The organism is Methylomonas sp. 2BW1-5-20, from assembly GCF_052474515.1.
In genome coordinates this window covers 786444-805668 of the sequence record NZ_CP184127.1, presented here as the reverse complement: position 1 = coordinate 805668, position 19225 = coordinate 786444, and the positions used below count along the sequence as shown (strand labels likewise).

The 19225-nt window shown below is 48.9% G+C and carries 21 protein-coding genes; 7 read left to right on the top strand and 14 right to left on the bottom strand.

All coding sequences use genetic code 11. From position 1 onward, the window contains the following. Positions 1-373: 373 nt before the first annotated feature. The 7 genes from ACH50O_RS03700 to ACH50O_RS03670 form a co-directional block, all read right to left on the bottom strand. A complete protein-coding gene (locus ACH50O_RS03700) occupies positions 374-2020 on the bottom strand; it encodes a SulP family inorganic anion transporter (protein ID WP_446810696.1) in 1647 nt (548 codons plus the stop codon). A gap of 506 nt (positions 2021-2526) precedes the next feature. Further along, positions 2527-2742 (bottom strand): hypothetical protein, encoded by a 216-nt coding sequence (locus ACH50O_RS03695; protein ID WP_446810695.1) that lies wholly within the window; start codon positions 2740-2742, stop codon positions 2527-2529. Positions 2743-3310: 568 nt separating this feature from the next. Continuing rightward, complete coding sequence (locus ACH50O_RS03690; protein ID WP_446810694.1) at positions 3311-4225, bottom strand: VPLPA-CTERM sorting domain-containing protein; 915 nt, start codon at positions 4223-4225, stop codon at positions 3311-3313. Between the two features lie 754 nt (positions 4226-4979). After that, entirely contained in the window at positions 4980-6506 is a 1527-nt protein-coding gene (locus tag ACH50O_RS03685) for a tetratricopeptide repeat-containing sulfotransferase family protein (RefSeq protein WP_446810693.1), read from the bottom strand. A 184-nt stretch (positions 6507-6690) separates the two neighbouring features. Beyond that, positions 6691-7665, bottom strand: a complete 975-nt coding sequence (locus tag ACH50O_RS03680) for a hypothetical protein (RefSeq protein WP_446810692.1) — start codon at positions 7663-7665, stop codon at positions 6691-6693. A 424-nt stretch (positions 7666-8089) separates the two neighbouring features. Next, positions 8090-8701: a hypothetical protein gene (locus tag ACH50O_RS03675; protein WP_446810691.1), complete on the bottom strand. Its 612-nt coding sequence runs from the start codon at positions 8699-8701 to the stop codon at positions 8090-8092. A 120-nt stretch (positions 8702-8821) separates the two neighbouring features. Then, the gene (locus ACH50O_RS03670; RefSeq protein WP_446810690.1) at positions 8822-11065 is read right to left on the bottom strand and encodes a hypothetical protein; all 2244 of its coding nucleotides are present in this window, start codon (positions 11063-11065) and stop codon (positions 8822-8824) included. Between the two features lie 41 nt (positions 11066-11106). Between ACH50O_RS03670 and ACH50O_RS03665 the strand changes: the two genes are divergently transcribed. From ACH50O_RS03665 to ACH50O_RS03655, 3 genes are all read left to right on the top strand, one after another. Continuing rightward, on the top strand, positions 11107-11238 hold the full coding sequence (locus ACH50O_RS03665; protein ID WP_446810689.1) for a hypothetical protein: 132 nt from the start codon (positions 11107-11109) through the stop codon (positions 11236-11238). A 501-nt stretch (positions 11239-11739) separates the two neighbouring features. After that, the gene (locus ACH50O_RS03660; RefSeq protein ID WP_446810688.1) at positions 11740-12177 is read left to right on the top strand and encodes a regulator; all 438 of its coding nucleotides are present in this window, start codon (positions 11740-11742) and stop codon (positions 12175-12177) included. A 315-nt stretch (positions 12178-12492) separates the two neighbouring features. Further along, positions 12493-12792 (top strand): hypothetical protein, encoded by a 300-nt coding sequence (locus tag ACH50O_RS03655; RefSeq protein WP_446810687.1) that lies wholly within the window; start codon positions 12493-12495, stop codon positions 12790-12792. A gap of 201 nt (positions 12793-12993) precedes the next feature. On the opposite strand, the gene ACH50O_RS03650 is transcribed toward ACH50O_RS03655, so the two are convergent. Next, a complete protein-coding gene (locus ACH50O_RS03650) occupies positions 12994-13272 on the bottom strand; it encodes a hypothetical protein (RefSeq protein WP_446810686.1) in 279 nt (92 codons plus the stop codon). 141 nt (positions 13273-13413) lie between these two features. Here ACH50O_RS03650 and ACH50O_RS03645 point away from each other — a divergent pair, with 141 nt between their 5' ends. Then, positions 13414-13584, top strand: coding sequence for a hypothetical protein (locus ACH50O_RS03645; RefSeq protein ID WP_446810685.1), 171 nt, complete (start codon positions 13414-13416; stop codon positions 13582-13584). An 81-nt stretch (positions 13585-13665) separates the two neighbouring features. On the opposite strand, the gene ACH50O_RS03640 is transcribed toward ACH50O_RS03645, so the two are convergent. After that, a complete protein-coding gene (locus ACH50O_RS03640) occupies positions 13666-14004 on the bottom strand; it encodes a CopG family ribbon-helix-helix protein (RefSeq protein ID WP_446810684.1) in 339 nt (112 codons plus the stop codon). A 329-nt stretch (positions 14005-14333) separates the two neighbouring features. Here ACH50O_RS03640 and ACH50O_RS03635 point away from each other — a divergent pair, with 329 nt between their 5' ends. Both ACH50O_RS03635 and ACH50O_RS03630 read left to right on the top strand, forming a co-directional pair. Further along, positions 14334-14588: a type II toxin-antitoxin system ParD family antitoxin gene (locus tag ACH50O_RS03635; protein WP_446810683.1), complete on the top strand. Its 255-nt coding sequence runs from the start codon at positions 14334-14336 to the stop codon at positions 14586-14588. Positions 14589-14600: 12 nt separating this feature from the next. Continuing rightward, positions 14601-14843, top strand: a complete 243-nt coding sequence (locus ACH50O_RS03630; RefSeq protein ID WP_446810682.1) for a type II toxin-antitoxin system RelE/ParE family toxin — start codon at positions 14601-14603, stop codon at positions 14841-14843. 87 nt (positions 14844-14930) lie between these two features. On the opposite strand, the gene ACH50O_RS03625 is transcribed toward ACH50O_RS03630, so the two are convergent. Beyond that, positions 14931-15170, bottom strand: coding sequence for a WGR domain-containing protein (locus tag ACH50O_RS03625; RefSeq protein ID WP_446810681.1), 240 nt, complete (start codon positions 15168-15170; stop codon positions 14931-14933). 9 nt (positions 15171-15179) lie between these two features. Further along, positions 15180-15764 carry a tyrosine-type recombinase/integrase gene (locus ACH50O_RS03620; protein WP_446810680.1) on the bottom strand — a complete coding sequence of 195 codons (585 nt, stop codon included), beginning with the start codon at positions 15762-15764 and terminating at the stop codon, positions 15180-15182. A 743-nt stretch (positions 15765-16507) separates the two neighbouring features. Between ACH50O_RS03620 and ACH50O_RS03615 the strand changes: the two genes are divergently transcribed. Further along, positions 16508-16639, top strand: a complete 132-nt coding sequence (locus tag ACH50O_RS03615) for a hypothetical protein (protein ID WP_446810679.1) — start codon at positions 16508-16510, stop codon at positions 16637-16639. A 390-nt stretch (positions 16640-17029) separates the two neighbouring features. On the opposite strand, the gene ACH50O_RS03610 is transcribed toward ACH50O_RS03615, so the two are convergent. The 3 genes from ACH50O_RS03610 to ACH50O_RS03600 form a co-directional block, all read right to left on the bottom strand. Continuing rightward, on the bottom strand, positions 17030-17575 hold the full coding sequence (locus ACH50O_RS03610) for a winged helix-turn-helix domain-containing protein (protein WP_446810678.1): 546 nt from the start codon (positions 17573-17575) through the stop codon (positions 17030-17032). Between the two features lie 160 nt (positions 17576-17735). Next, on the bottom strand, positions 17736-18134 hold the full coding sequence (locus ACH50O_RS03605) for a hypothetical protein (protein ID WP_446810677.1): 399 nt from the start codon (positions 18132-18134) through the stop codon (positions 17736-17738). A 281-nt stretch (positions 18135-18415) separates the two neighbouring features. After that, positions 18416-19084 carry a class II glutamine amidotransferase gene (locus ACH50O_RS03600; RefSeq protein WP_446810676.1) on the bottom strand — a complete coding sequence of 223 codons (669 nt, stop codon included), beginning with the start codon at positions 19082-19084 and terminating at the stop codon, positions 18416-18418. Between the last annotated feature and the right edge of the window lie 141 nt (positions 19085-19225).

Here is a 19225-nt window from a genome sequence, read left to right as displayed (position 1 = left end):
AGCTCTCCGATAAAACAGTATCTTAATGTTATTTAAACGAATGAGTGGCTATCGGCCCTACCGCGAGTTCGACGGGGACGAAACGTCGATACCAGCCGTAATACAACGCAAATGCCACCAGAAAAACCAGGTAACCCGACCAAAGGATGTCGGATAAATAAGCCCACCTGACGTCATGCGGGTAAAACGCGATCCCCAGCGTAAGGATCAAATAAAAGTGCCTTGTATTGATTCACCAGAAAATATAGGGCAAAAAATGCATATTGATCCAGGTTGGTGAACCAAAACACCAGAGTGCTTGCCAAGGGCAAGCACCGTCAAGGCCATAAGTTCGTAGCGACTACACGCGATCCGCCTTTCATGCTGTTCCTGCCTAAAAAGCGATCCGGCGTTTGGCGGACAATTGGTGATTGGAGTAACTTTCGTGTTTATCCAGACCGACAATTTCGCAATGCCCGCCGGCATGGTTATAGTCTTCAGTGAAGTGGTGGATGAATTCCATCACTGTGTGGTCAATCAAATCCGTATCGCTCAGATCAAAAAACACCGTTTTGCCTTCTGGAAAATCAGCCAACAAGCTTTTCAGCGTAATGATATTGGAGAACACCGCTGCGCCGGACACGGCAATGTGGTAAGTGCCGGGTGCGGTTTGCCGCAACTGATAAGCCATTGAAAAGGTATTCCTGAGTTTTAAGCCGCGGCTAATGTGAATTGTCAGCTCGACCACAATACCGATCGCCACGCCAACCAATAAATCGGTGGTCAGCACGCCGATGATGGTGATCACAAACACCGCGAAATTATCGACTCCGATCGCCAAGGTTTTAGCGAACTCTTTCGGCGATGCCAGCCGAAAACCGGTAAACACCAGCAAGGCAGCCAGGGCGGATAACGGAATCTCGTGAATTAATTTCGGAAACAACGCCACAAAAATCAACAAAAACAGGCCATGAAAAAAATTGGCCCAGGCGGTCTTCGCACCGTTGTTGATGTTGGCCGAACTACGCACAATTTCCGCGATCATCGGCAAACCGCCAATCATGCCGGCGATCAAATTACCGGTGCCGACAGCGGCCAAGTCCCGATTCAGATTGGAATTGCGTTTGTAGGGGTCCAATTTATCCACGGCGGATGCGCTCAACAAACTTTCCAGGCTACCTACCAACCAGATAGTCACGACCGCGACCCAAAATTCCGCAGTTCCGATTTTGGAAAAATCGGGGAGATAGAATCCAGCCGAAAAGTTTTCCGGCACCGCGACTAAAAATGACGGACCGACGGTGAATTCATGATGCGGGAGAATTTCAGCATTCGGTAAAAACAAGTATTGGTGGACATGATCCAGATCGAAATACTGCCCTAGCGCCAAACCGACCAACACAACTAACAAGGGCGCCGGAATCATCTTCAAAGTCGGGTGTTTGATCAGGGACCAAACAATCAACAACAGCAAACCCGAAATGCCGATTAACGACACTTCCGGATTCAAGGCCGCGATGGAATGCGGTATTTCGGCAATAACTCCCAATAAGGCTTTGGATTCGGGTTTGACGCCAAGCAGGGTATGAATTTGCTTGGCCATAATAATAATGCCGATCGCCGCCAGCATGCCGTGCACCACCGAGGAAGGGAAGAAAGCGCTGAGTTTGCCGGCCTTGAATATACCCAACAAAATTTGCAATACGCTGGCAAACACGATGGCGGCCAAGGTATAACGATACCCTGCCATCGCATCGCCCTGCCCCAACGACTGCACGGCATCGACGATCACTACAATCAAACCGGCGGCCGGGCCATTGATCGTCACGTAAGAGCCGCTAATCCGCGAGACGACTACTCCGCCAATGATGGCGGTGATGATGCCGGACATCGGCGGAAAACCCGAGGCCATGGCGATACCCAGGCATAGCGGCAGCGCGATTAAAAACACCAGAAAACCTGACAGCAAATCACTACGCCAGTTTTCGATCAAACCGGGGATACCGATTTTAGGAGCAGTAGAGATGAAGGAATTGGACATGGTTTTTCTCTCAACAAGTGAAGGACAAATCCTCTTCAGCGATAAACGTGCCAGATTTCGACGTTTGCCGCCCAAGCCATGTGGAATAGGAGCTGCGTGCTGTTTGAGACGCACTCCCTGTCTACGAATCTGTGCAAAACAGGTGGAAAATCCCAATTTAACCATTTGGCTCCGGTTTTTTTGCACCACTACCGGAGTGAAGTCTGACCGATAGTGGAAAGCACAACGCGCAAAAAACGGGCTTGATTGCGCCGGTTTTACTTTGTCATTTGAATGTGTAAGCCCGGCGCGGCCAAAACTGTGATTGTATGCAACACAACAGCCATATCGTCCCGTCGAATTACAAGAAACTGAAAACCTGCGATTTACTGCTCTTAAAATTGGTCGCGCCTTTGGTTTAAAAAATAAATGCCGTTTAAGCGCAGAAATTTTAAAAGTCCCGACTAAAGCAATACTTTTTAAAAGAGCAGTATTAGCAGATTATAAATGGGATTTATATAGCAAGCCTAATTTATAGAGCCCATCGAAATGCTAGAGTGGACATATTTTTCGCCCATCAATATATAACGCTCGCCTTCTTTATTTTTTGCTTTCAAACTTGGAATAGTCTGAACCACATACATAATGCCTTTTGGAAAGACGCAAACAGGCGGAAGGCTATTTCTATCTTTTACCTGTATATTTTTGCCGGCGCAAGGACCGCCAATAAACGATATATTCATATTTTCCTCTCTGATAGTGCTATGTATCGCGATGAATAGTCCTATAAAATCTATCTATACTACATTTCACAAACACAAATTGACGTTGACGTTAGAAAGCCTAACGTATCAGTAATTGAGCGAATCTAACCTACTCACTCGCCAGCTATTCAGCAGAATTTATGCCACATTTAAAAACTGAACTTTTCGCCGTTACATCAGGCTTGGCAGTCAATCCGTTTGCTCGCCCTATCGAACGGATTACCCTCTCACGGCTGAAATTTTGGTTGTTCTGGTTTAATTGAACCGGGAAGAAAACAGTCAACGCCCGTAGAGTATTTTTTAATTGAAAAATACCAAAAAATTATAACCACAAACTGTTAATACTATTTTTTTTAAAAAAACCATATTGTAAAATATAAATAATTAATATAATACGAAAAAAAATATCCGACTAAATCAATGAGCAACGACTACCGCTATTTTTTTGGCGCGAAAATATACCGACGCTTCCCCATAAAACAAAAAACCCGGCGCATCGGGGATCGATGCGCCGGGTTTTTATGTAGCATAACAGCTTGGCAAGCTATTATGCAGCCGCAGAGCGTCGACGGAGACCGACTACACCGGCAATCGCGCTGCCGAATAACCAGACCGCGCCCGGTACAGGCACCGGTGACGTGGTTAAAGTCAACTTGTAGTTGTCGATCCCGGTATTCCACTTCGAGAAGCCGACACCGCCCAAGTAAATGGTGTAAATCTGCCCGGCCTGTGCGGTAAACGTGAAGTCGTTGGTGCCGGTGACGTGGTTACTGTAGCCGATATTGGTTAAACCGGCCGTTCCGGCAAATGGATTGTTTTTTGTGAACGGTGTAGGGGTTGCGCAAGCAGGGCAATTCCACGCGCCATGGTGGCTGTAAGCACCGGTTGCAGTATCCATTCCCTGAAACACCGTCACGCCGAAAGTGCTGAATGTGGTTGGCGTCAAGTTGCCGAGAGTTACCAAATTGATATGGACTTGCTGAGTCACATCCGATGCTATCAAACCAATATCGGTTTGATGTTTCCAGCCGGTTGGGGTTGCTGAATTATCTTGCCAAGCGCCGCCACCGGTATCGATTTCGGCGGCAACGCCGTAGCGTGCCAGAGAATCGGCGGCGGAAATCTCGGCGGTATCGCCGGCACTGGTCAATTTAGCTGCCCAGTTCAAAGAACCTGAGCCAATGTAATTGAACGGTCTGGTGTCGCCATATAAACCGGCTGTGCCGACCCAAGGCTGTAAAGCGCCGCTATTGGTAGTGCCGTTTGTATGCGTCCAACCATCGGTATTATTATTTAATCCGTTAACGTTCGGTATACCGGTCGAAACATTGGGCACACCGGCTGTGGAAAAAGTGTTGTACATAGTGTTCGACGCGAACGTAGTTGAAGCGCCCGCGGAAAGAACCGCACCAACCAGCGTCTTAGTAACGGCTTTAGCCAATTTGGTTTTTGTTAAGATCATATTTTTCACGTTTTTATGTCGTTATTTTAAATATCCAGTACTGTCTGCCAAACGCTTGGCAAAATTTACGGCACTGGGATTCTTCCTTGTTAACTCACGAATATGGCTGTCCGGTCATATTCGTAAAATCCAAGCCCTTTGTTTTAACCACACCGCCGAATAACAAGGAGGCATGAAAAATAAAAAGCCGGTGAATAGCGTCTGACAACCGATAGTCGGGTCACGATAAACAAGCCGCGACAGATTGTCAGTCTATCCGGCTTTAAATATCGCATTTTTCATGCCTATATTTAAAATAACGACAAGAACATTGAAAATCATATAATTAACAATAACTTAAAACACCCAAAACCCACTGAAGGACAAAAGATTTCATTATATTTTTAACCGAATTAATTAAACTTTGTTATATGAATATTTGTAATGCGGAAAACTGCATAAACTCTATGTTCAAGGGTACGTCCTTACCGATGGTTATAGAATAAATTAGGCGGAAACCTTGAATTATTGACTTATTCGGTTAAACAGGTAAAAGCATGCAATCCGGTGTAGTATCAACAATAGTCGGATCGGCGTGTTGAAAACCAGTTTTGGTGTCGATGATTTTTCACTGAAAGTTTTGCAACAGGGCGCAAACGGCGTGAATATTTTCTGTGGGGGAATTATAAAATTGTGCAAAAAAAAATCTGCGAAACCACTTATCTCAGCCTATAAAGCCAGCATATTGAGTAGCCGCTAAACGCAAAGCAGGCAATCAATGATAGCCAAATGCCGTTATATAAGGTTCTAAATATTGATTAATTCTGCGGTACTCCGTCTCATAATGTTTCCAACGGCCAACCGATGACGAATAAAGCGGCTGTGCCACCTGGCTGAAGCTAGGGCTGGCAATATATTTGCCAGCCGCGTTTTTGTGAAAGTCGGCTACCGATGCATCCCAGCTTAAGCCTAAAAAATCAAAGACTTTACGGAAAGCGGGTTCAAATTCAAACACGGCATCTTCATAGCGAAATTCTAGAAAATCCATCGTTAACCTGGGTTTAACATGCATCCACCAATCCATGACTTTTGCATAGAAGCTTGCCGTGTTTTGCCAGTCGATTAAATGCACCGTGGAGGGATTGGGGCGCATGGTTTGCAGGATGCAGCTCAAGCAAACATCGCGCGGGTCTCGAATTAAAAATATCAATTTGGCATCGGGGAATACACAATTGATCAGTCCCAGATCGATAGTGTTCATCGTGGTTTTGTCCAACAATAAGCGCTTGCCGATTTTTTCGCCGTAAAGCGTATTGGCTCTATCCCAATAGAATCTACGCAGGTGCAGCACACCGTCCAAATCCAGCCTTCGTAACTGCTGAGGAATATTACCTTGGCCCGACGACATTCTCGCCAGCTCCTTAACGACGGACATAATTAAATCGGTCTCGTCAGCGACAAACACATCGGGATGAGCACCCAACACTTCCTGGGTTAGCGTCGTGCCGGTTCGCATAAACCCCAATAAAAATGCCGGCGCCGCTTGTTCGGCTGGAAATTCGGTATTGGACCAACGCCCCAACAAATCGGCGTCGAATTCCGCCTTGTTGATGTCCAACATTTTGGGAACAAGACTCATGTCCAGGCTTTTAACTTCCGGCAAGCGAGGCGCAATCTCGGCGGAAGCGTCTAAGTGGGCGAAGACCTGTCGGTAATCGCCCAATTTATCGAGAAAACGGGCCTGCTCCTTATGGGCTCGAAACTTTTCTTCCGGTTTTAGCAATGGATTTTGCAACACTTTATCCAATCGCCGATTAGCGTCTTGCACCAGACCATCGCCCGCTTCCAGCGTGGCAAGTAAAATCGCCAGCATCATGTTGTCGGGCGCCAGTTTTAACGCTTGCCGCCCTGCCAACAAAGCGGCTTTTTTTTGGTTCAATCGGGAGTGACTTAATGCCAGTAACTGGAAGGCGCGAACTATGCGCGGATTGATTTGCGCGGCTTGTTTGCAAACTTCAAGTGCGCCGGGGTAGTCGCCCCAGTGCTGTAACTGATCGACCAGATCGAGCGTCAACTCAATGTCCCGCGTTTTACGGGCTTTTTTTAACAACAATTGTCCCGATTGGCGCAAATGCGAAATACCTTCGTCGAATTTGCCTAACCAACAAAACGATTGCCCCAGGCAAGCTTTGATCTGCGGATCTTTAGGCTTTTCCGCCGCCGCCTTGGCAAACCACTGAATGGCTTGTTCGAAATTCTTTTGTTGGACGGCCGCTTGGCCGAGCTGCAGGAATTGGCTCATGGTACTTATTGTTTTAGCATTAAACCGGCTATGACAGGGCTAGCCGGGAATGCTTTATCAGTAATGACTGCCACAGCGGCTGTCGGGGCTGCGGCTTTTAAGCTGCTCATAGTGCAAAAACCCGCCCGACACCAAGTGCGTATCCGGCGGGGCTTTTGCCGTTAATAGGCAACGGACGAACAGACTACGCGCTTATGCGCTTACGGCGTTGAAAACCAATCACGCCGGTCAACGCACTGCCGAATAGCCATACCGCGCCTGGCACCGGCACCTCGGCGGGAGTTTGAGATATGCTTAAAGCATAGCCGTCTATCGTATCGCCCCAAGAACCGTTCTTATAGCCGCCCAAAAATATCTCGTAAACTTGACCGGCAGTGGCGTTAAAGGTGATGGTGTTTAAGTTGCTCGGCGTTGCACCGCCAACGCTATAGGCAACGATATTGGCTATATTCAGCGCCAGCCCGCCGGCAAAGACTGCACCGGCCGGCACCGGATTTGACGCTGAAGTAAGACCCGCAGCGTTGTTGCCGCTATTCCATCCGCCATGGTGGTTATAGCCCGTGACGGTATCCATGCCTTTAAAGATGGTAAAACCAAAGTTAGTGCCACTCTGCAGGATGCCTTGTGCGCTTAGCGTTACCAGACCGGTGGTGTCCGACTTGAACAGGCCGACATCCAAATCATGCCGCCATCCGGACGCACCGCCCACCGCCGCATCGCTCCACGCGCCCTTGGCGGTGTCGATGTCGGCGTACGCGCCATAGCGGCTAAACGAATCAAGGGTGGAAATGGTACCCGAGCCACCGGCGCCGGCGGTGATTTGAAAGCCCCAATTCATGTGAGCACCGGTATAGCCGAAAGGCGCATTAGTGGCACCGCCGGTACCGGCCCATTTTTGATTGGCGATGTCGCCTACCGTACTGGTGGCGTTTGCATCCGCGCCATTGGCCCAGCCGTCGGTCGCGCCGGTTAATGCCGAGCTCCAGACGCCGCCCGCGGTAGGATTGGTAGTATTAGAACTCAAGTCCGCGGAGTTGCCGGTCGACAGATTGTACATAGTCGTTACGGTAGCGGACGCGGTTGACGCCGAACCCGCTGTTAGTGCAACGCCGGCAATTGCATATGCGATCGCTTTGGCGAGTTTTGTTTGTTTCATCATTTGAATATGCCTCTGGAATTAAATTGACAATTTCAGGCGATACGTCGATACGAAGCGATCCCGATCAAGTCGAACATTGTGTTTGGAAACAGGCAACGCGCCAATCCATGGTCGGGACTCGCGCATTCCGAACGTGCCTCGCGATAGGTAAAGCTTTCACTGTTCGTCACCCTCTTCTGCTAGGCGATAAGCTCGGCTCAAAAACCAGACCGACCCGAACTCTTATTACCAAAACCGATAAAGCACAGATTGTGCCACGTAAAACTTATGTTAAATCATATAGTTATATCGACACCCATTTGCAAAGTGCGGCAAATGCCTTATCAGATAGGTTATTTCCCGGATTTATGCGTTTAGCTTGTTTGAAAAAATCTATTTGATCCGGCAATAGAGCACTCATAACCGGACAGCCCTCGGGTAATATCTAGGCCGCAGGATAGAAGTTGCTTCGCACTCGGCGCAGATTGCCGCATATCAGGCCGCAAACGGAAGCGAAAACCCAGAATGCCGACGGCAGCGGAACAGGTTGCAAAGTCTCCGGCCGGAATGAAGTGAGTTTCAACAAATCGCCGCTGCCGTTTGCGGTGGCTAATCTGAAATACCAGCCGCTGGTATTGGGAGCGGAGCTGCCTTCGTTGGCGAGTAAACTGAAATCGCCGCCGGTATCGTAGCCTTTACCCCATTCGCCGCCATCGATGCTTTGTCCGACCAACTCCCGGGAAAAATCCAGGCTGCTGCCTTTGGTGTCCCAGATAAAACCGGCATAGTCGGTCAGGGAAAAGCTGCCGTTGCCAACCGAAGCGCCGGTGACAGTCAACGTCAAACCGGTGATCTCCAGACCAGGGACTAAGAAGCCGCCAATACTGTTGTTCGGAAACAGCGCGTCATCCACGGTCAATATGCCGTGAGCCTCCGCGTTATTGGAAAATATCGAGCCGCTCCAATCCAGCAGGAAGCTGGTGGAAGCCGCTTGCGCCGGTAAGGCAAAGGTTGAAAGTAATGCAGCGGCGGTTGCAAGACGGTGAATCGCGTTCATAAGGATTATTACCTAAAGTCTTTTAGTCATGTCCGGCGTTTTGACTGACGCCGAACTACGGTTGTATTTGATGAATCCCCCGCGGCGCTAGCGATGCAAGCGTCACGGGGGCCGAGGTTTTTAATAGCCGATTTCCGAGCAGTCGTATTGATTGCCCGCCGGCGGCACTACAACCGTCGCCGGCACGGCTGCATTCTGGTTGCAACTGGCGATGAGATTGCGCGCCGCCTGCTTTTGGCTAATTGCGTTATTGAGCAAAACGTTGCGTAGGGTTTGCGAAGGCGATAATTGGGCAAGGTTTTGGTAATAACCGGCTTGTTCCAGTTTTTTAACCGCATCCCATTGATTGCCCAGAACGCCGCCTTTCAGCACTTGAATCGCATCCTGATTTTCCTCGATTGCCAGTTTGGCCAGCTCTCGGGCGCTGGCATTATTGGCTATCTGTTTGGCTTGATTGTCCAGACGATCGGAAAGTCTGATATTTTCCAACGCGTTGATGGCACGTAGAAATGACGCTACCGCAACTATTTGAGTCGAATCCAATTTGACTTTGCGATCGGCGTTTTTGGATGTCAGCGATCCGGACGAACCGTTAAAAGCATCGCTGTTGTAGGCGGCGATCGCCTCTTCAAGGGTGCTGACGGCATTGTTATGGAAAAACGGTGCCGTATCCGCCGCTTCGATCAACGGCGGCGTGTTGAAGCGACCGTCGCCATAGCAAGGTTCGCCGTTGGGTCCGCATACGGCCGGCGTCGTGCCGAATCCGCCGTCGTAGGCTAAATCGGGCTTGAGCAGACGCGCCGGATGAATCTTAAATTGCTCGACGCCGGTATTGCGTGTCGGATTGGCGTTAGTGGTGGAGCTGCGGCCGCCGGCGTTTTGATGACAACCGTTGCAGTTCGCCGTTGTACCTTGCACGACACTGCCGCTGGCACAGGTTGCCGGGCCGTATTCGGCCAAAACCGGCGGATTGGCATTGAGATCGGCAACTCTGGTTTGATGGGTAACTTGTGCGGCGCCGTTGCTGCAGGGATTTTGTTTGGTGTCGATCAAAACCTTACCTGCCTGGGTCAACGGGTCGTTAAACGTCAGTTTATAAACCGGATAATCCTTGCTCCGCCCCAGCGACAGCATATAAGCCTCGACTGCATCCAACTCCGCATTGGTCGGTACGCGAAAATCGGTATCGGGAATCCGCTGAGTGTTTTTTGTCATATGTTGAGCCACGGCGCCTTTGGTAAATTCGCGCAACGAACCGGAGCCCGGTGCACCGTCTCCGCTCCAGCCGGTGGCATTGGCAAAGGCCTGGTCTGCCGGAAAATCGCCGCCGGCAACCAGTGTTTCGCTTCTGGCGGTGGTCGCTAGCGACAAGGTATGCGGGACGCTGCGGAAAATGTCGACATCGGGGCCGTCAACGTTGGTCAGGATCAAGGCGTGTTTGCGTAACAGGGTTGAGTCTTCCAGGTCTGCCAAGGCGGGGTTGGTTTCAGCGACGAACAAGGGATCGGTCGGCGGGAGCGTCAGAATGTAATTCGGATCCAGCGTGAAGTTGTTATCGGCCCGGTGGCAAGTACCGCAGGTTCGGCCGTTACCTTGGAAGGTTTCATTGTGGAAAATTTGCCGGCCAAGCGCAATTTGCGCGCCCAATACCGGGGTTAAATCCGAAAGCGTGTCTGCTTGCGCGGCCTTCGGCAATAAAAATTCAAAGCTGCTTGCCGGTTGCGGCACCACATTGTTGAAGTCGCCCATGGCGGTGGTCAGCCAAGGCTTATCCGCATAGTAAAGTTTGTGCATCAGATCCGGAGAACCGATGATGCTTAAGGCCTGTGCCGGACTGGCGTTCTGCGGAGAAACGACTACGGCGTCCAGAGTAAAGCCTGCTAATTGTTGACGTTGCAATTGCGTTGTAAACTCGCCCTTGCCGTCGGCGACGTGAAAGCTGCCTAATTGCATCATCTTGTCATTAGTCTTCGGCATCGCGGCGCCTGCGCCGTTATCGACAAGCCAAAGGCTGTAATCGCCGTTATCGAGTCCGCTGATTTTTAAATTCAGATTACCGGATTTAAGGTTTAATTCCATCAGTCCGCGGCCCGCGGTAAAGCTTTTGGACAAGACTTTTGAATAGCCCAGACTGAGTTTAAAGGTTTCCGGACTGCCGCCTTTGGCCTCGTAATTTAGTCTCCAGGCGTCAAGCGCGGTTTTAAGCGTTACCACATCGCCGTGGCCGACGGCACTCACGACTGACGCGGGTTGGCCGATAAATTGTGCGATCCTGCCGTCCAGGCCAAGCGCCAATGCCGACACCAGCGCCAGTGTTGCAGGTAATGCAAATGCTCTGCTTTTAATTCTTCTATTAACTTTCATGGGGAATCCTGTAAATTCAGACGTTTTGTCGGAAAGAATGCTTGCCGCAAATTAACTTTGGCGGACCTGCCATGGACCTGGCGGGCGATACAACGCCCGCAACGCTGTTCATGCTGTTATGCATTGATATATCCTCATCGGTTGATTGGTTGGCTGATGCGGCGAAGGACTAAACAGGCGGCTTTAGCAATATCCCAATGCGGATTGCCTGACTTTCGGGCGACCGGCTGCGCTGTATTTCGACATAACATCTCTCGGCTATCAGGCAATATCCATGCCTTCTTTCCGGTATTTTTAATTCTCAATCGGCATAAGCTTTTTAATCAATGCGTTACCGGCAAGCAGACCATAGGTTCTCCGACAAAAAATAGCGCTAGACCATTTTTTCCATATGTCAATAAATCCTTAAAATCGAAAATGCGTGATATGCCATAACGGCTAAGGGAAATGACGTATTTTTAGAAATACTTCGCAGTGAATTGGTGCATGAGTCGCTGCGCTAAGGGAAAAACCGATAGGTCGGCGACGAGCAAATGACGTTTATGCTCGGGCAAATTACCCAGGTTTAGCGGGCAAATTTCGGCTGATGGCGGAGCATGACTCCAATTATGCTGTTACTGCTTGTTTCATTTGCCAATCGGCACCACACCGCACCTTAATATCGGAGATTTCTCATGACGAACCACTGCTTTGACGACAGCCTGATTAACTGGCAAGTACTCGACGGCTTCGAGCACTTGCAATATTCGATACTGGCAATTGATGAACCTGGCAAAATCATCGACGTCTTGTTTAAATTTGCGGCGAACCAACAAATCGTCTTGCACCGGCATAAGGTCTTGAATAATACCTTTGTAATTCAAGGCGAACACCACCTGTATCACGCGGACGGTAACTTGAAGGAAATTAGGCCGACCGGCAGCTACACCGTCAGTCCGCCCAGCGACGAGCCGCATCGGGAAGGTGGCGGCGATATTGATGTGATTGTATTGTTCAGCATACGCGGCAGCGATGGTGTGCTCTATGAAATCCTGGATGACGAGCTGAACGTCGTCGCGACACTTGGCATGCCGGATTTTCTTGACTTGCATCGGAAACAGAAGCAACTTTAAGCGCGATACTGGCAACGCACGCCAAAATTTCCCACATGGCGAATCTACCGGAATAGCGAGTGTCGGCTTCCTGAGAGAAAGATTGCTAGCAATCTTTCCCACACCGCCACGTGATTGCCTCGGCCCCGCCCGTCCGCGTCACCTCAACTTTGACCCACCAAAGATTTTAAAGCCTTGATTATCGCTGTACCGTTATCAAACACGGCGCTGGCGATTATCCAGAAACAACTTGTCCGTAACATGAGACTTTTCACAGATTATTAGCTAAAGATTCAATAGTCTATTCTCCAGAGCTAACGAATCGGAGAAAAAGTCATGAACGCTATTACTCTTGATAGAAATGCCTTGAACGGCCTTTTTGAAAATCAAAAAAAGCTGGACGATTTGTTCGATTCAATTTTTGACGACGATAATTTTTTTATCGGCAGCACGCCATCGCCAGCTCAAGCCGCCACTTGCCACCTTGAATTTAAAAAAGTAGAGCATCCACGCGCGTATAACGACAGTAAGGGTATAAAGTCGTTTTACGCGATAAAACATCATCCGTTCTTTTTCGTCGTGCCGATTACGCTGGAATTAACTGTGCTTTATTTTGTGCTAACACATCTACTTTGAAGGCACAAAACCGAACTGAATCGCCCCGGTTTTCTCGGAGGCTCCAGCCTTTGAGAGAATGGAGCAAGAGGCCAACTATTATCGACAACTATCCGAGTCTGCTAAAGCAGTATGACTCACAACCCAAGGCCTCCCAGATTTCCGGGGCGATTCAGGCTCTCACAAAGAGAGTCCCTACGGCAACCAGGCCCACCCGCCTATTCAGGTATTGATATCAAAGCCTATCGCCTGCCGGTGTTTCTCCCAGGTTGTGTTGATACCGGTTGAAAATTGACGCGGATCGATGTAGATGCATTTCACCTGACCGGCATAGAACGGAACCAGTGCTTTCAAGGCTTCCAAGTTGTCGCCTTGCATCAGCATATTGCTGTTGCCGACATCGCCATACGACAAAGCCGACACTTCTTCCAACAAACGGTAAGCGCATTGGCTAACGGTTTTGACGGCCTGGTTTTTGTTGAGCCAGTGCAGAATTGGCAAGGTAGGGTCCTTTCGTAGAGTCGGTTAAAGTTACAAATTCAAGTCCGGAATGAATTTGAAATCCTTGGTATTCAGGGTGTACAGTGCCACATCATGGCTAAGCGCGGTCGCTGCAATCACCATATCGGGGACCGAGGCTTTATGGCTGAGCGAATAGCGCCGCATCAAGTCGACAAACAAGCTGGAAATGGCCGGATTCAGGCCTTAGCAATGGCACTGTCCGAGATGGCGTTCAATTTTGGCCAGTTCTTGCTTGTCTCTAGCGCCGTAAAACAGTTCGGCTTTGGTGATGACGCTGACCGCTATCTTTAGTTGGTCCAATGGTTCTGAGGGTTTGGATGATCTCCGGATTGCCTTTGTAAAATTCAATCAGGATATTGGTATCACAGAGAATCATCCGCGCCGATCCGGCCAGGCTTTGGCACGAATGAACGTTTGGTCGATGTCTTGATGTTCCCAAATGCCCGCATAGTTAAAGAAATCGTCTCCGGATGCAAGCTGAGCGATGACTTCCATTTCCTTTATCACTTCGTCATGCTCGATGACTTCGCCACGGTCAGCGGCGGTTATGCCTTGGCTGATTTTTTCAATTTGCCGGGCATGGGTTTTCAGATATTCGCGCAAGGCTTGATTGACCAAATAATTGCGGGAGCGATCCAATGCCCCGGCCATGCTATCGAGTTGATGCACGATGTCTGTTTCCGCTCTAACGGTAAATGCTTCGGTGGCCATGGTAGTTGCTCCGGTTAATGGTGGTTCGTTTGTAATCATATAGCATGGTTTAGCGCTTGGCTAATTGCGTATTTAGTTAGCTTCCAATTTGTCCGGTTACGATTCACTAATCGGACGCTGGCTAAATCATCGATCACTGATTTGACATATCAAACGGCGTTGAAAAGTTACCGAAAGCCCTTAGGTGTTCGCTATCACGCGGCACCGGTGCGCAACAAATGACCAACTCCAGAAGTGAACACGGTGACTTTTCAGCGGCTATACAACAGGAATAAATAACCAAATTTGCTATAATTTGTTATTCGTAGCCACAGCGAAGAACTCTAATCATGAACATTTCCCTTAACCCCCATTTTGAAGAACTGGTGAAGGCCAAGGTTGATAGCGGTCTTTACAATTCCGTTAGCGAGGTCGTGCGCGAAGCTTTACGCCTTTTGGAAGAACGGGATCAGTTACGAGCGTTGCGAATGGATGAATTGCGGCGAGAAATTCAAAAAGGGATAGACAGCGGCGATCCCGCCCCTTTGGACGTGGACGTCATTAAAGCCAGAGGCCGCCAAAGGCTGGCCGAGCGGAAACAATAAGGATAAAGATAAATGCCGCGTCTGCTCATCAGGCCAGAGGCCGAAAGCAATCTTGATGAAATCTGGTGGTATATCGCCCAAGATAGCCCGAACCAGGCCGACAAGTTTCTTTATCAGATTCAGGAAACACTATTGGCCTTGGCCGACTATCCGAAAATGGGATCCTGCCGCGACGAAATCAAAAACGGGGTGCGTAGTCATCTACATGACGGCATTGACATTATGCCGCGTGATGAACAAAGCGCGGGATATTGAAAACCTGCTCTAACATCAAAGAATACTATGCCTATTTTGTTCAGGTTGGCACGGAATAAGACCGTAGATACAAGGATGGAGCCGAATTTATTTTGATGGCTTTGGCCGGTAGCCTTTTTTACATTTATTGGCTGCCAGTGTGTCTTCCGCAGCTAAAGCTTCCCTTTCGTTGGCAAACCAATCTTTCCTCATCGTACCTGGTGAGCCTACCCTGCCCCACTCCCTAACCAACGACCAATCCCCGAAAACGCCTGGCGTCACAAACATCTGATAAAACCGGTGCAGGTTTTTTTCGGGGCCGTGGCGTTCCAGATGGATGTGACTCATGTTCTTGCCTCAAATATCAGCTACCAATTTACTCAACCGTTCCTGACCGGCATGGGTGTATATCTGCGTAGTAGCAATGCTTTCATGACCGAGCAAGGCCTGAATGTCGACCAGTTGCACATCTTTTTCCAGTAAGCGGATAGCGTAGGTGTGGCGCAGCTTGTGCGGCGTGACTTTCTTATCGATCCAGGCTTTCTCAATCAACTTCTTTAAATAAGCTCGCACGGCGTGGGCTGTTGGCGGTTTTCCGCCAGGTTTCTTGGCGAACAGGTATTCATCGCCGTCCTTCCCTCCAATTGATAAGGTCAGCACCCGGCCGAAGGCCTCCAGCAACGGGACTTGCCGCTCCTTGTTGCCCTTCCCTATCACGCGAAGGCTTTTGGCCACTCCATCGACCACGCGCACGTCACGGTTCTTCAAGCTCAAAGCTTCGTTGATGCGTAGACTTGATTTCTGGATCGGCTCGAACAGCAGCTCATAGCGTCGGCGGACTTCGAGCAGGCTTTCACGGCTGCGGCCAAAAATGTTTTCGGGAATGTCGTCGTAATTGCGGGTGGTCTTGATAAAGGCGTTTGCTCTTCGGTTTCCAGCCAAACCGGTATTCGGCGCGGACGTTTGGGTTTCCCGATCTGGTAGATGGGGTCTTCCTGGACTTTGCTATTACGCTTGGCTCATTTATAAAAGGTAGCCAGGCAGGAAATCTTTCTAGTCACCGCATGGGCACCTACCCCTTCGCGCGACAAATGCGAAACGAAATACTCAACATTTGTCGCGGCATAGTTTGCTTGCCTTTTGATTGAAAAATCTATCAATGAGGCAGAGCAGTTCAATTTCAAGGCTATCGTTCCAATATGGCAACAGCTCCTATTTGTTTTTAATAAACTGCAATCAATCGGAGTATTCCTATTAAAGACCTTCGCAAAAAAAATGCCATTTTCCTAATACAATATCAATTAAATTTAGGCGCTGAATTAGCATTCAATTTAGCTCACGCCCTGCAATTTATTCCATACATATCAAACAGTTGGATTTTTTCTCAAAATACAGACAACAAGCCGTCAAAAATCTGAGTTAACAAAAAGGCTAAGCCACTATCGATTTCAATAGTTGGAAGCGATGATATTGAACGGCGCCTGCTTGGTAGGTGTTAGCGCGATGTTATTTACGAAGCAGCTGGATATAAACTTCCTCAAGAAATTCGACTGCTTCATACGGTAGCAATGCTCCGTTAATTGAGTCGCCGCAGTCCATAACCGCCTAAGTGTTCCAGCGCACCGACTGAAACGCCAAAAACTTATACGCTGGAGGCGAGTCAGTCATAACTTGGAGAGATCACCATGAGCAAACCGCAAAAAAGCAATAAAGAAGACAAGAAGAAACCAGCCCACACTCAAAAAGAAAAAAAGGCGATTAAGAAAGCAAAGCAGGATTCAAATAATACTAGCGGCGGGTTGTTGTCCGGCAAATAACGGGAAGGGCGATTGTCTGGGTAGCGATTAACCGGGTACCCAAGAAGCCGAAGAACTTCAAGCGCTATTCCATGGTACTGAACTCGGACAATCGCCGGGGGCGCCCGACCCAAGTATTTTCTGTCGGAGAATGCTGCACGCTGTCGCCAAAATCAATTGTGCTAGCGATTTGTGACCGGCGAACCGGCCCGGCGCCAATGTTCGGAAGAATCCGGGCGCCGGGTCTGAATCTCGTTCTGCCGTATTGTCGAAGCCGGCGCTATATAGACGGGAAATTACTCGGAGGGCAGTCTACAGACGCCAGCTTTGCCGCAGCCGTCGTAGCGTCTGGCTTAGCGCCGGGCAAAATTAGAGGCTCTCTCCCCGGCGAGGAATTTCACCCGCAAAAAATCATCCCTTCAGGACTATAGTCTCCACTTCGTCCCCTCCTCTGGCAGACAGCGTTATTTTGTCTTCCTGCGCTAACCAACCGATACTCCGTTGAATAATGGCCTCTTCTTCCGGAAGCACATAGACTAACTTGGCAACCGGCGTGGCTCCGTTTTCCGCCAAATGATGCCAGATAACTCCAGCAGTCAGCCCTATCCGCTCATGCATAGAGACGACCACAGGCGCCGCCTTTGCCCCGGATTCCACAACGGGTTCCACTTTTGCGGCCTTCGTCTTAGGACTGGCTTTTTTCGGTGCCGCTTTAACAACGGGTGCCTCCGGCATTTTTTCGAGAATATTCGGGGAAACCGGCACCTCAACAGTTGGTTTGGGAGTTTCAGCAGCAGTCGCTTTAGGTTCGGCTTTAGTTTTGCCTGACGCAGCCGGAGCGTCTTGCGTTGCTTTAGCCGCAACCGGCTTGGCAGCTGTTTTTTTTGTCGCTTTTACCGGCGTAGACTTTTCGGTTGCAGCGACTGGTGTTTCAGAAACTGTCTTAGGTTTTTTCATAACGGTATTCAAATAGTTAAGGAGAGAAAAGTTTAAAACGTAGAAGCTTACTAGAATATCAAGCTACCGCGAGACTTGTTAAGTAGGTTTTCAAGCTTCAACAAAAAGTATATTCGATATTTAAGCACTCGGCTTATTAAGCGCAAGCCGCAAAAATTGTCTAAACGCTATTATTGGCTATTTCGTTTAAGTCCAAACTGGATAAGCCTACCAATTCGATCAGGGTTTTGTCAGACTTCGCCAGCAGATGAGAAAAAGCATTATGCAGTTTTTCCCATCCACGAAAGGAGATGAGTTCCCAACCTTGTGTGTTCCGGTCCCATTCGGTGTCGAACAGCACTCCCAGCGTCACCAGTTGAATGAATGTTTGATCGGATGGTGAATTGATATAAGCCTCCGCTGCATGCAGTTGGTCGAAGGAAACTAATCTTGTTGCGGGTTGGCCATTGCTAGCATGACGATTCGTATACATCACGTATCCGGGCTCGACGCCTACTCTTTGTAATTCATTGCAGTAGGTGTCGAAATGTTGCAGTTGAAACGGCAAATTGTGAGACATGATGGAAAACCTTATTTTTAAGCGTCTGGTGGCATATCGGTTAACTGGCCGAAGGCAGCTACATGTTTTCATCAGCTTATCGCAGAGTCAACACTGATAAAAATTTAGAACAGTTGTTTCCAGACAAAATTACCGACTTTTCCCATACCGGACTGGAGAAAACCGTCGTAAGCCGTATTCCGCAAGCCCTATAATCGAGAAAACCCATAAAAATCGCGCGTCTAATTCGGACAGCTTCAAAAGCGTCGCGGCGTCTCTATCGAGCGAGGTCTTAGAAAAAGTCATAAGCAAAATTGATTAATCTTGTAACTTTTTAACTCTCGGAATAATTTTGGTTCGGCGGTTTTAGGACTTCGGCTTGCGTCCTGAATGGAATCCGACATTGATAAGCCGAAGTTTGCGGCATCAAACCATTTGGTATTGCTCAACCATAGGCCTTGATACTCGACACCCAACTGCCGATTTATCACGACCGTTTTCCGCGCCAGAGCATCCATAAACACCATTCGGTTGTTTGGCCCTATTTTTGCCGCAATATACTGTTGAAAGGATTCGCTATGCAGTATTTGTGGCGTGCGCTGCAATAGTGGCGTCAAATAATCGTTCACCATATGCCAGCTGTCGGAGCGCCCTGGTATGCGGCAATGGATATTCAAGGTGCCATTATGCGCGACATAAATCGCTTTGGTCACTTGAAACGGATGTGTATTCGTCTTGGTAATATTACCCCGCGTGCGTAAACGCAGATGAATAACGCATTCATATTTTTCAACGCGTAAACAAGCACGGCGCAACTCGGCAAAATCAGTGTGGCGATGTCTGTGAATACTGATTTGCTGCGGCCCGGTGAGTGCCATTAAGCCATAGCCGTGGGGATTGTATTGGCTGGCCGAATACAATAAATCCGGGTGGACTTGAGCCCCTCGGGGCTTATGGATAATAAGACACATAAGCTATGCCGTGATTAATTCTATAGCTGCGGTAGTTGCTAAACAAACGCGCAGTCGGGTTGAGGTCAAGACTAGTGAGAACAAAGCCTTGACCTGCTCAAGCAATCGGATGTCCAAGCGTCCGCTGAGATTACCGGCCAT

Excerpts from the sequence above, each read along its gene's own strand:
- ACH50O_RS03640 (WP_446810684.1), bottom strand. The coding sequence starts at position 14,004 with ATGGCCACCGAAGCATTTACCGTTAGAGCGGAAACAGACATCGTGCAT.
- ACH50O_RS03655 (WP_446810687.1), top strand. The coding sequence starts at position 12,493 with ATGAACGCTATTACTCTTGATAGAAATGCCTTGAACGGCCTTTTTGAA.
- ACH50O_RS03610 (WP_446810678.1), bottom strand. The coding sequence starts at position 17,575 with ATGAAAAAACCTAAGACAGTTTCTGAAACACCAGTCGCTGCAACCGAA.
- ACH50O_RS03600 (WP_446810676.1), bottom strand. The coding sequence starts at position 19,084 with ATGTGTCTTATTATCCATAAGCCCCGAGGGGCTCAAGTCCACCCGGAT.
- ACH50O_RS03630 (WP_446810682.1), top strand. The coding sequence starts at position 14,601 with ATGCCGCGTCTGCTCATCAGGCCAGAGGCCGAAAGCAATCTTGATGAA.
- ACH50O_RS03635 (WP_446810683.1), top strand. The coding sequence starts at position 14,334 with ATGAACATTTCCCTTAACCCCCATTTTGAAGAACTGGTGAAGGCCAAG.
- ACH50O_RS03625 (WP_446810681.1), bottom strand. The coding sequence starts at position 15,170 with ATGAGTCACATCCATCTGGAACGCCACGGCCCCGAAAAAAACCTGCAC.
- ACH50O_RS03695 (WP_446810695.1), bottom strand. The coding sequence starts at position 2,742 with ATGAATATATCGTTTATTGGCGGTCCTTGCGCCGGCAAAAATATACAG.
- ACH50O_RS03700 (WP_446810696.1), bottom strand. The coding sequence starts at position 2,020 with ATGTCCAATTCCTTCATCTCTACTGCTCCTAAAATCGGTATCCCCGGT.
- ACH50O_RS03690 (WP_446810694.1), bottom strand. The coding sequence starts at position 4,225 with ATGATCTTAACAAAAACCAAATTGGCTAAAGCCGTTACTAAGACGCTG.
- ACH50O_RS03685 (WP_446810693.1), bottom strand. The coding sequence starts at position 6,506 with ATGAGCCAATTCCTGCAGCTCGGCCAAGCGGCCGTCCAACAAAAGAAT.
- ACH50O_RS03675 (WP_446810691.1), bottom strand. The coding sequence starts at position 8,701 with ATGAACGCGATTCACCGTCTTGCAACCGCCGCTGCATTACTTTCAACC.
- ACH50O_RS03615 (WP_446810679.1), top strand. The coding sequence starts at position 16,508 with ATGAGCAAACCGCAAAAAAGCAATAAAGAAGACAAGAAGAAACCAGCC.
- ACH50O_RS03645 (WP_446810685.1), top strand. The coding sequence starts at position 13,414 with ATGGCTGAGCGAATAGCGCCGCATCAAGTCGACAAACAAGCTGGAAAT.
- ACH50O_RS03680 (WP_446810692.1), bottom strand. The coding sequence starts at position 7,665 with ATGATGAAACAAACAAAACTCGCCAAAGCGATCGCATATGCAATTGCC.
- ACH50O_RS03660 (WP_446810688.1), top strand. The coding sequence starts at position 11,740 with ATGACGAACCACTGCTTTGACGACAGCCTGATTAACTGGCAAGTACTC.
- ACH50O_RS03670 (WP_446810690.1), bottom strand. The coding sequence starts at position 11,065 with ATGAAAGTTAATAGAAGAATTAAAAGCAGAGCATTTGCATTACCTGCA.
- ACH50O_RS03605 (WP_446810677.1), bottom strand. The coding sequence starts at position 18,134 with ATGTCTCACAATTTGCCGTTTCAACTGCAACATTTCGACACCTACTGC.